This is a genomic window from Cupriavidus sp. 21MJTG02-4, assembly GCF_057798975.1.
Genome location: NZ_JBYOJP010000031.1, coordinates 31,077 through 42,810 on the forward strand (window position 1 = coordinate 31,077; position 11,734 = coordinate 42,810).

7 protein-coding genes are annotated in these 11,734 nt (G+C 57.4%); 3 read left to right on the forward strand and 4 right to left on the reverse strand.

The features are described from left to right. The first annotated feature begins 326 nt into the window (after positions 1-326). Positions 327-1,670: an MFS transporter gene (locus AC3FKH_RS33255; protein WP_488679859.1), complete on the forward strand. Its 1,344-nt coding sequence runs from the start codon at positions 327-329 to the stop codon at positions 1,668-1,670. Between the two features lie 575 nt (positions 1,671-2,245). Here AC3FKH_RS33255 and AC3FKH_RS33260 read toward each other — a convergent pair. Further along, positions 2,246-3,157 (reverse strand): LysR family transcriptional regulator, encoded by a 912-nt coding sequence (locus AC3FKH_RS33260; protein ID WP_488679860.1) that lies wholly within the window; start codon positions 3,155-3,157, stop codon positions 2,246-2,248. Positions 3,158-3,737: 580 nt separating this feature from the next. On the opposite strand from AC3FKH_RS33260, the gene AC3FKH_RS33265 reads away from it, so the two are divergent. Together AC3FKH_RS33265 and AC3FKH_RS33270 are read left to right on the forward strand one after the other, a co-directional pair. Next, positions 3,738-4,529 (forward strand): alpha/beta fold hydrolase, encoded by a 792-nt coding sequence (locus AC3FKH_RS33265; protein ID WP_488679862.1) that lies wholly within the window; start codon positions 3,738-3,740, stop codon positions 4,527-4,529. Between the two features lie 709 nt (positions 4,530-5,238). After that, the gene (locus AC3FKH_RS33270) at positions 5,239-6,000 is read left to right on the forward strand and encodes a hypothetical protein (protein ID WP_488679864.1); all 762 of its coding nucleotides are present in this window, start codon (positions 5,239-5,241) and stop codon (positions 5,998-6,000) included. Positions 6,001-6,022: 22 nt separating this feature from the next. Here AC3FKH_RS33270 and AC3FKH_RS33275 read toward each other — a convergent pair whose 3' ends face one another. From AC3FKH_RS33275 to AC3FKH_RS33285, 3 genes are all read right to left on the reverse strand, one after another. Further along, entirely contained in the window at positions 6,023-9,448 is a 3,426-nt protein-coding gene (locus AC3FKH_RS33275; protein ID WP_488679866.1) for an adenylate/guanylate cyclase domain-containing protein, read from the reverse strand. Positions 9,449-10,021: 573 nt separating this feature from the next. Further along, on the reverse strand, positions 10,022-10,438 hold the full coding sequence (locus tag AC3FKH_RS33280) for a cupin domain-containing protein (protein WP_488679873.1): 417 nt from the start codon (positions 10,436-10,438) through the stop codon (positions 10,022-10,024). Positions 10,439-10,545: 107 nt separating this feature from the next. Further along, on the reverse strand, positions 10,546-11,502 hold the full coding sequence (locus AC3FKH_RS33285) for a Bug family tripartite tricarboxylate transporter substrate binding protein (protein ID WP_488679868.1): 957 nt from the start codon (positions 11,500-11,502) through the stop codon (positions 10,546-10,548). Positions 11,503-11,734: the final 232 nt, after the last annotated feature.

The following is an 11,734-nucleotide window of genomic DNA, read 5'->3' on the forward strand; positions in this document are numbered from 1 at the left end:
TGCCCTGTGGGTGCTGACGGAACTGCGGCCGTCGCGCCAGGCGATCCGCCAATGAACCGGCATCCTCGTTCGCGCCAGCTTGACGTCATCCCTTGGAGTTCCATTACCGCGGCGAGCTGAACGCACATTCGCCATGCCTTGCAGCTCCGCCTGAGACGAGAGCCCGGAGGTTGGATCGTGTGATCAGCATCGTACTTGTGCGGTAGTTGCCGTTTTCCGGCAAGGACCTTCTCAGGCGGGTGCGATTGTTGTCCGGGGGGCTGTCCTTATAAACTCAAGCAAGAGTAAAAGATTGCAAGTCAAACAAGTCAGTTGGAGACACCGATATGGCTATTCATGTGCGTCCCTCAGACAAGCGGCAGAGGCGGGTGGTGGTTTCGTCCACTCTCATCGGTGCGACCATCGAGTGGTATGACTTCTTCATCTTCGGCGTCATTTCCGCGCTCTTCCTGAACAAGCTGTTTTTTCCAACCTTCGATCCAACGACCGGAACGATTCTCGGATTCATGACCTTTGCCACTGCCTGGCTGGCGCGTCCGATCGGAGGCATCGTCGCTGGGCATCTCGGCGACAGAATCGGTCGGAAGACAACCCTGCTATGGAGCTTCATTATCATGGGGGCAGCTACCATGATGATTGGGCTTCTCCCCACATACGAAACTGCCGGTGCCACCGGGGCGGTCTTATTGGTGATCTTGCGCGTCGTACAAGGGCTGTCCGTGGGTGCCGAGTATGGTGGTGCCGTAGTAACCGTTGTCGAACATGCGGAAGAATCGAAACGCGGCCTCTATGGAAGCTTGCCTCAGGTTGGCTCTATGTTAGGCCTTCTTCTCGGCAACGGGACGTTCTTTCTCATAACCCGTCTAGATCAGAGTGCGCTGATGGGGTGGGGATGGCGTGTTCCCTTCCTGCTCAGCGCAGTCATGCTGGGAGTAGGAATATACATTCGCGGGCGAATGGCGGAATCGCCAGATTTCGTCAAAGCAGTGGAGGAGGGCACGACCGAGAGACAGCCACTTCTGACGGTCATTCGAGACTATCCCAGGCAACTGATCTCAGTCATGCTTGCCCAAGCGGCTCCCAACACGTTCTTCTGGATGTGCGCAGTCTTCATGGTGTCCTATTCGGTGAAGACACTTGGAATCAGTCAGGCGGAAATGCTGGGAGCGGTCTGCGTGGGTGCGGCTGTCGAAATTTGTACACTTCCTCTCTTTGGTATGCTGGCGGATCGTATTGGACGGCGGAAGGTGTTCGTTGGTGGGTTGGTTTTTCTAGTCTTTTCCGCTTTTCCCTTCTTCGTGGCCGTTCAGTCGAAGTCCTATGTTTGGATTGTGATGGGGTATGCTGTCCTACTCGGCGTTGGTCACTCGGCAACGTTCGCATCGCAAGCCTCTCTTTTTGCGGAGATGTTTCCAACCTCTGTTCGGTACACGGGCTTGTCCGCAGCGTACCAGGCATCGGGTGCAATCTTTGCTGGTCCGTTGCCGATCGTTGCCACGCTCCTCATCGCTTCCCAGGGCGGTGCGCTTTGGCTCTTCATTGGCTACATGATGCTTATTGCAGTCATCAGTTTGGTTGCCATAATGGCAGGTGCACCGCACTACACGCTGCTACCAGCAGGCCGCGTTCGGGAGCAAAGCCGACCGCGCAGCGCTCAGGCATCGGTCTAATAGAGGAACTTGCTTCTGCCGCGCTGATCATCCGCTCGATCGCTGGATGTCGTGCCATCCAGCCCTGTCTTGCGACAGGAACCGGTAAGCCGGCGCGTTCTACGTCTCACAAGCGTTCGGGTTTTGTCGGATTAGGTGAGAGTATGCGACCGAAGTTGGCAACGGCTGTATTGCTTAGCCGACCAGTGAGAAAAATTGCTGCGTCAACGGACGCATTGCTCCCAACGGAGCAGTGCGTCTGATTCTTGGCGAGCATGTGCTTTTACAATTTCCGTCGTCAACCGGCCGCCTTCAATTTGCTGTCACAGCGCAAAGTCTGCTGGACACATGTTGCGGAAGAACCCAGTAAAAGAAACGTGTGAAGTTCCATTTTGTGTCGGCAGATTCCAGAAAGATCTGGGCCTCAGGCTTTGGGGCGTGCGACGGTTCGCTCTTCGGACTTCATTTTGCAAGATTGCAAGTGAAAGCGGGCTCAGTGCAAAAATTAGCTTCGGCGACCATCTGCAGGCGCCTTGGACCGGAACGGATGATCACCGTCACCGAGACTGCACCATGAGTCCGTTCCAAGAGATGGACTATTCCGTTTGCCAGTTCTCCCCCCGAAATCGCACCCGCTCGATAAACAATGCGAACGCAGCCGAATTCTGTCTACGGCTGGGATAGTAAAGATGGAACCCGGGGAAGGGTTCACTCCAATCTTCCAGCACGCGTAGCAGGGAGCCGTCGTTGACATATGCCGCAGCGCTGCTTTCAAGCACGAAGGCAACGCCGTGTCCGTTAAGAGCTGCGGCAATCAACAACTCAGAATCGTTGAATATGAGCTGGCCATGAGGACGCGCCTTCACCTTTTGCCCGTTCTTGCTGAACTCCCAAGCGTAGACCAAGCTCGACTCCGATCGCCGATAAGCGATGCAAGCATGCGATGCCAAATCGTGCGGGGTCTTCGGGATGCCACGTTCTTCTAAGTAACTTGGTGAAGCCACTGCCGCCATGCGGAGCATAGGGCCGATCGGAAGCGCGATCATGTCCTTTACGAGTTCTTCCCCAATTCTGACCCCGGCGTCGCAACGTTCGCCAACGATGTCAGTCAGACGGCCCGACAAGATCAGTTCAATATTGATGTCAGGGAACTCCGTCACGATCGCACTGATCGTTGGCCATAACACTGTCCGCGCCGCTCGTTCCGGTGTGAGGATTCTGATCGTGCCCCCGATTGTCTCGCGCATAGAGGTCACAGCGGCAAGCTTCTCGGACACCTCATCGAGGGCGGGGCGCAGTGTTTCAATCAGTCTTTCTCCCGCTTCAGTTGGCGCGACGCTTCGCGTGGTTCGATTCAGTAGGCGAATGCCCAACCTCCCTTCAAGGCGCCGCATTGCCTGGCTGAGGGCCGATTGTGATATGCCCAGTCTCGTTGCCGCCCGCGTGAAGCTGCCTTCCTCGGCTATCACAAGCAGATTCATCAAGTCCCCGAGGTCTTCCCGCTTCATGCTGCATCCTAGGTCAGAGGTTTCATAACTTATTATAATAGGCTCATACCATATCGCCCCCCTAATCGATGAATGTGTCACGCGGTACATTGAGGCCTTAAGGAGCTGCGGTACGAATACCGCGTTCCAAAAGGCTCGATGGAGGCACATCATGCAAAGGCGGAATTTTGGGTCAAGCGGTCTCGAAGTTTCGGCAATGGCTTCGGCTATATGGGGTAGACCTTCGTCCCGTTATCAACAGAGACGGCGGCATCCAGCTCATTTGCACTGCAGTCGATCGAGGCGTCACCTTCTTCGACTCAGTCAGAGCCTCATGGCGAAGACAACGAGGAACTGAACGGTGAGGCCCTGCTCCTTACCGCGCGGCCACCAGGCAAGCCTACTGAGTGACGTCTGGGATAAACAGGAACTCTCCGACCGTGACCGACTGATCGGCAGGAATGTCCGCATGCCGAGCAGCCGTGCCATTTTTCGAAGGCATGCAGAAATTGGCAACGAGATAGTGCGCGTCCTCCCTCGCTTGATCTTCCAGCTGCTTTGATTTAACACTCACCGATTAACACAACACCACGGAAAAAAAATGAATCGCAGAACACTTTTAACCGCTGCCGCGAATGCTCCTTTAGTGGCCGCCACGCTGAAAGCGGAGCAAGCCAGAGCAGCAGGGGGGCGAGACTTCGTGCTCGTTCATGGCGCATTCCACGGCGGTTGGTGTTGGGGGCCGGTAGCTGAGATTCTGCGTTCACACGGGAACCGGGTTTTTACCCCCACATTCTCAGGAGTGGGCGAGCGCGCGCACCTCATCAGCCCGGCGATCGATCTGAACACATTCATCCGCGACATCACGGCGGTGATCGAATGGGAGGAACTCAACAACATAGTTCTGGTTGGCCACAGCTTCGGTGGCTTTGTGATCAGCGGAGTGGCGGACAGAATGCCAGAACGCATCAGTTCCCTGGTGTATCTGGACGCGCCAATGGGAGCCAACGGCGTGTCAATCCTCGGGGATGCGCCGCCGGCTCTTCGCCAGGCCCGCTTGAGTGCATTGATCGACGTGAACGGCACGAAGGCGATTGCGCCTCCGTCCTCCACCGCCTTCGGTCTTTCCGACCCGGCCCAAGTCGCTTCGGTCGACCGCCGCCTGACGCCGATGCCATTTGAACCTTATGACACACCGTTGGTCCTGAAGGGGCCGCCAGGTGGAAATCTTCCCAAGCGGTTTATCCGTTGCACACACCCCGCACTCCCGAACATCGAAGCGTCAGCACTCTACGCCAAGGAGCATGGATGGAAGTACGCCGAGTTGCCCACCGGCCATGATGCAATGGTCTCGCTTCCAATCGCAGTGGCGGAGATGTTGCTCGCTTCATAACTATGGCAGTTTTGTGGCTGATGCCGTCGCGGTGAGCTGTAGCCGTTGCATACCGCTCACTGGCCAATGTGCATGCCGCGGTCTATCAAATGGCGAGCCAGGCTCCGGGGGGGCTTGCTCGCTTTGTCGATAAAAAGGGGGGGCACGTCGCCGCCAATCAGGGGCTCCGGGGTGCTAACGAAATAGTCGCGGAACGCTGTGATACCCGGAACGACCGACCTGCATAGTCCCGAGGACAACTTCAACAAGGCTAAGATCAACTTCCCCGTGCGGAGCGCACCGCGATCGAAGGTGCGGCGTCCAGGGATGAAGGTCGGGGTACGCGTTATCCGAAAAAGGCAGCGCTGTTGACTCAGCCCCTGAGCGCCGAGTCAACAGCGTTGCCCGGCCGGATCGGAGACCAGACGCCCGTGCCAGCTCAGGCGGTCACGGATCATCAGCGACGGCACAGAATCAAGGACGCCGATCTGATTGGCAGGTATCGGTTGATGTATGTTGCCTAAAAGAAGAAAGGATATGAAGTATTTGAAGTTTAAAGCCTGTATCATCGCTGGGCTTACGCTTGTCGCAAATACATGTTTTGCAGACGGAACGAAAGTTATCAACGTTTCCGGCAAGATGATCTATCCGGAAAGCATAACTTGGTCAGAAAGGCTGAGCAGCTTTTTTTGTTAGTTCCGTGTTTCGTGGGGCCGTGGGAACGGTTACCATGGATGGAAGATATACCGCATTCATCAACGATGACCGACTCGTTTCTACATTTGGTATTCGTGTTGACGATGCGCACAATAGGCTTTGGGTCGTAGTTGGCGATGTTGGAGCTAGCGAACATTCCTCGCCAGCTACCACCAACAAGCTTTCCGCGGTTGCTGCTTACAATCCTCAGACAGGAGAGCGTCTAGGTTTCTATGATCTCACAACGTTGAAAGGAGGCGCCCATCTAGCCAATGACGTGGCTTTCGATGGCGATGGAAATGCATATATTACGGATAGCTACGCCGCTGTGATATATCGCATCAGCAATACAGGAAGTGTATCGATATTTTCCGAAAACCATTTATTCAGAACAGGCGAAGGCTTTGGTATAAATGGTATCGTATGCCATCCAGATGGATATCTTCTGGTCGGGACGCACAATACCGGCGAGATTTTTAAAATCAGCATTGACGATCCCAGTAAGGTCGAGCAAGTAAAGTTTACGGAACCCCTGATGGGTGCAGACGGAATTACGCTTGTGGATGGTAATCACCTTGCCGTCACAGTAAATTCAGGCGTGGGAAGAGTAATTAGCCTTGCTTCGGAAGACGGTTGGATATCTGCGAAAGTTGTCAAGACGGAGCAGAGCGTCAGTACGTTTCCGACTTCAGCTACGGTGTCGGGAAAGGACGTCTGGGTATTGAACTCGCGCCTCGATACGCTATTTGACAAAAAGGCGGAAAAAGCGAGTGAGTTTTTCATTCAGAGATTCTGAATGAAATAACGGCGGTTATCAATTAGGTCAGAGCATCCAGCAAGGTTTTTGCCTGTAGCCAATCCGCGGTGTCGAAGCCTTCCGTAAAGGCACTATGGATCGCCGCCAACATTTGTCGCGCGGAGTCCCTCTTACCCTGTTGTCGCCATAGCTGGGCCAAGCTCAGTGCGGCTCGCAGCTCGAGGGATTTTGCCCCTTGTTGGCGAGCGGTTGTGATCGCTTTGTGAAAGCACGCTTCAGCTTCTTCGTGTCCGGTCAACGCTTGGGGGGCCTCACTTGATTGTTGGAGTAGCAGTTCCCCTTTGAGCCGATACAAGGTCGCTTCGTCGAACCGTTCTCCGGTGTATTCCGCAAGACCTAGCGCCTCGGACAGCGCGCGTATTCCCGCCGGAGCTTGCCCAGTTCTTCCACAGGCTTCGGCGAGCAGGGACAGTAGGCTGGGCATTCCCAGTGCCGCGCCTGTTGCCTCATAGGCAGTAAGGCCACCGCGTATTTTGGCGATCCCCTCTCCATTGATTCCCTGCTCGACCATCGCCCAACCTTGCAGGATCGTTCCCCATGCCAGATAGAACGGGAACCCCTGTTCACTCGAAAGGGCAATGGTGGCCTCAGCGTATCTCTGGGTTAGTTGAGCTTCACGCCGACATTGATGTAATGCAGCCATAAAGGCCAGGCTTTGAGCAATGCTAATGGGATCTAATATCCTCCTGGCCAGCGCCAGGGCCTCCTGGCTGCGCGCGCAGGCCTGGTCTGGTAAGCCGATACACCAAAGAATCCAGCTTAAGGAGTTCAGCGCATGGACCGCCGGGTTCCGCGCATAACCCAGAACTGCGCCGGATGGATCATCGCGGTCTTGTAGCACCAGCACATGCTCCATGTTGGTACGGGCCACACCGAATTCGCCCCTGCGGAAGACGGTAGACCCAAGTACACGATGGGCCTCTGCGAGCTGTTTCGGATCTTGTGTGTTGCGGGCGATGCCAAGCAGCCGCTTCGCCAGGGCTAGGGTGGTCCGGTACTGCGCACGCAGATTGTAGAACGACCAAAGTCCTAACTGCGCCGCGAAGAACTGTGGGGTTTCCTCACCTTGTTCGCACAATGCCAGCGCGCGCGTGTAGATCGCCTCAACTTGGGGTGCCCCCGGACCTTGAGTGGCCATCCAAGCCGGGCCCAGGGAAAGGAGCAGTGTAAGTTCCTCGTGGGTGCGCTCGGGAGTGTTGGGCAGCCGCTTGAGCAGTTCAACGGCGGTGCTCAGGTGACGGATCGCCTCGACCTGGGCAGTGCGCTGGAGCGCCTGCTGGCCGGCACAGTGTAGGTACTTGACGGCCTTGGGGATGTTGCCGCTGAGGCTGTAATGGTGCGCGAGTTCGCTGCAGTAGTCCTTTAACCGACTCTGGAACAGGGCCTCGATGGCCTCGCCAGTGCGCTCGTGCAGCGCGCTGCGCCGCTCGGTAAGCAATGAGTTGCCAGCGACTTCCTGCGTAAGCGCGTGCTTGAAAGCGTACTCCACTTCGGGAAACGCGGGGCGCTCGTAGATGAAATCGCCTGCCTGCAGGTTGGCCAGAAGAGGGCGAAGCTTGTCATCAGCCAACGCAGTGACGTGCTGGATGAGGCTCAAAGGAAACTCCCTGCCAATCACGGCCAGGCTTTGCAACAGTTCCTTCTCGACGAGAGGGAGCCGATCGATGCGGGCGGCGAGCACGCCCTGGACGGTCGTGGGGATATGCAGTGAGGTTGGCGCCTTTTCGATGCGGTAGCACCCAGGCCGGCCAACGAGGGCGTGCTCCTCTACCATGGTCTGGACCACTTCCTCCATGAAGAATGGATTGCCTTCGGTCTTGTCCAGGATGAGCCGCCTCAGGGGCGCGAGAGCGCGATCATCGCCGAGCAGCGCCGTGAGCAGTCCCTGCGCTTCGGTCGGTCCCAGGGGCTCCAGATGCAGTTGGACGTAATGGCTTCTGGGGCCCCAGTTATGGGAGTACTCTGGACGGTAATTGACAAGCAGGACGATCTTCGCACCCGGCACATAGTCGATGAGGATATTGAGGAAGGCCTCGGTTTCGCTGTCCAGCCATTGCAGGTCTTCGAACAGGAGTTCGAGAGGCTGATTGAGGCTTTCGCGGACCAGCAGACGCGCAATCGCTTCGAACGTGCGCTGGCGCCGGATAGCAGCGTCCATGGTCGGCAGACCTGAGCCGGGCTCGAACGAGCCGAGCAGGTAGAGCAAGTAGGGCAAATAGTCTTCCAGCGCTCGCTCCAAGGTGAGTAGCCTGCCGGTAACCTTCTCGCGGCAGCTTCGGTCGTTGTCCTCCGTGGTGATTTGAAAATAATTCCTCAGCAACTCGATTAGCGGAAAATAGGCGAAGGCCTTGCCGTGGGAAACCGAGAAGGTCTCGAGCACCAGGCAGCCTTGCTGTGATCGTGCCTTGAATTCGTGGAATAGCCGGGATTTTCCCACCCCGGCCTCGCCCACCACACCGACGACCTGCCCATGCCCCGCCTTGGCCAGATCTAGGGCGTTGTCCAATTGTTCCAGTTCGGCCTGGCGTCCCACAAAGCGCGCCAGGCCGCGGTGCGCCGCCACTTGCAAGCGCGTGCGCAATGCCCCGAGGCCTAGCACCTCATACACAGCAAGCGGGTCCCGGACGCCTCTTACGTGGGTCATTCCCAAGGCCTTGAACTCGAAATACCCCTCGGTGAGCCTATGGGTAGATTCGCTGACGAGGATAGACGCCGGCGTGGCAATACCTTCCATGCGCGAGGCGATGTGGATCGTGTGTCCCACGGGATCGTAGTCCGTATGCAGGTCGTCCTTGCGGATCGAGCGCACCAACACCTCGCCAGTGTGAATGCCGACGCGGATCTGAAGCGGTATGCCCTGGTCCAGACGCACTCGGTCACTGTGACGACGCATCGCTTCCTGCATGCGTAACGCAGCAAATAATGCCCGTACAGCATGGTCCTCGTGGGCAATGGGGGCGCCAAACAGAGCGAGGATGCCGTCGCCCAGGAACTTGGCGACGTAGCCTTCATAGTGATGCACGGCCTCCATCATCAGCGTCACGACGGGGTCGATCAAGTGACGCGCCTCCTCGGGATCCAGGTCCTGGATCAATGCCGTCGAGCCAGCCATATCGGCGAACAAAGCCGTGATGGTCTTGCGTTCGCCGTCCGTGCCTCCCCGGGCTTCCATGGCTGCCCGCTCCGCAAGGATACGCTCGGCCAGATGGGGTGGCGTGTAGTGAACAGGGGCCGAAGCGGCGGACTTAGGTGCTGGAAGCGACGCTGACGGGGCGCCGTTCAGGGACGAGCCACATGCGCTGCAGAACTTTGCGGCAGCGCTGGACTCCTCGCCGCAACGCGGGCAGATCCGTGCGAGCCTGGCCCCGCACTGCTCGCAGAAGCTGGCCTGCGCGAGGTTCTCGAACCCGCAGTTTGTGCAGCGCATGTTGCCTCCACCATCCCATCGCTTTCCTCAAAATCCATTAGATGCCGCATACGCTTCCGTAGCAAGATGGCAGGGCATCCAGCATGAGCGCTAGGCCCCTCCCATCGACGGGCATGAACTGCGCGGCTGCATGCTGCGTGACCTCTTCGCAGCGCAACTTGGCGCGGGTGGGCGGGGGGATCCGCGCTGAAATCGGCTATTTCTCGCGTTGCGAACGCGGATCTTGTCGGTTCACAGTGGGAGCAGAACGGCACCGCGAACGACGGTGGCGGGGGAGGGGATGCCTTATGGAATGTGAGAGTATCCCGGGCCGGCACAGCCCAGGCCGGTCGCGTCCACCGGCCTGGGCTGTGCCGTGGGCGCGGCGATAGCGTGCCAGCCCCGCCACCGGTTCGTCAGTGGCCGGCACCAAGCGCATCACTGGCGCCACGGTGGTATGGGTCACATGCGAAAGACATGCCTGGCACTCAGCCACGCAGGACCGGCAGCGGATCGGTAACAGGAAGACGCGGCTAGCTTCTATGTCGTTCAGCCGAGCTTAACTATCTATAGATAGCCGTGGCTGTCTCTCGCCTACCACTTACCTGGCTCCGGAACCTCGCACGGTCCGTTCACGTCGATGCTTGTAAACTCCGCCGGCCCGACGACCTCGAGGTATTCCATATCGGCCGAGTAATCGAAGAGGAAATGACGCATGCCGGGCCGTTGGTGCACACAATCCCCGGCAGCCACCAACGTCTCCGTGTCCTCATACATGAACTTCGCCCAACCTTTCAGCATGTATACGATGTGAAAATCTGCTCCATGCACGTGCCAACCCGTGCCGACCTCGGGAGCGCGGTTGGCACGTACAAGGTGAGCGATGACCTTTCCGCTTGTGGCATCTGCGATGCCCAAATCACGATAGGTGAAGAAGTCGCGCAATCCGCCTTCAATGAATTCGTTCTCTTGAGCCTTTACGTGCGAGAACTTGTTGCCTTTCGAGTCCATCATTGTAATTTCCTTCCTAACGAGAAACACCTCGCGCCGCTATATTGTCGGACCTACGGCGCAACTCTCTTTAAAGCGAGGCGGCCGTCGTCGCCATCCTTAGCAGCCTACTTCGATGCCGCGCCAGAGGCACGCACCAGCTTTCCCCACTTTTCAGAATCCGCCCGCAGCATTGAGGTCAGTTGGTCCCCAGATAAATCCAGCGGCTCAAAGGAAGCCAAAGCCAGCGCGTCGGAAACATACTTGGTCTTGGTAGCCTTGCGGAGGATATCTCGCATCGTTGCGGCAATTGCCGGTGGCGTGTTCGCTGGGAAGTACGTGGCATGCCAGCCCGTTAGCTCGTAGTTCGCCACACCTTGCTCACGAAGCGTAGGGACATTAGGAAGGGCATACATACGCGTGAGCCCGGTGGTGCCAAGCGGACGAAGTCGGCCACTCTTGTATTGAGGCGCACCGGTTGCTGCGTCGTTCATGAGGAAGTCCACCTGTCCCGAGGCCAACGCGGTGGTGGCCTCTGCCATGCTCTTGTATGGCACTGCGAGGAGCTTAATGCCGGCCAGGCTCTCCAACATCTCCATTGCCAGCCGTGTCGAAGTGGTGGCGCTGCCGTAAGTGTATTTCCCCGGGGCGCTGCGGGCTGCATTAATTACGTCCCGGACTGACTTGAACGTCGTAGATGGCCCTGCATTCAGAACGAGCGAAAACTTGGCGACACCGACAAGGGGGACGAAGTCTGCAACGGGGTCATAGGGAAGCTGCGGCAACATGTACATGTTCAGAACCTGGCTCGAACTGTTCCCCAGCAGGATTGTGTACCCGTCGGCGGGTGACTTCTTCGCCGCCAGCACACCTATGACCGCTTCCGCTCCCGGCTTATTCTCGACCACCGCGGTGGCTCCGGACACCTCAGTTATTCCGCGGGCTAACGCTCGCGCAAGGATATCGCCCGAGCTCCCGGCACCAAAAGGAACAAGAATTCTGATGGGTCGCGATGGGTACGTCTCCGCCCGAGTCGAACTGCAAACCGCAAAGAGAAGTACCGCGAAAATTCGAAATAATCTCATTTAGTGTCTCCAAACTACCTTTCTTGTTAGGGGAATCATCGTGGAAACCGAGGATTCGCCGAACACATTTATGGTGTCGCCTAGTTGCACACTCAAGACTTCGCTGCCTTGATGGCGTTCTGAAGGCGATTGGGATCGACGGCGATTTGTACGCCGGCCCTCTCAAGTTGCAGCTTCAGGAATGCGCGGGAATCCTGCTCCCCGAGACCTCGAGCCAGGGCTTCGGTCATCT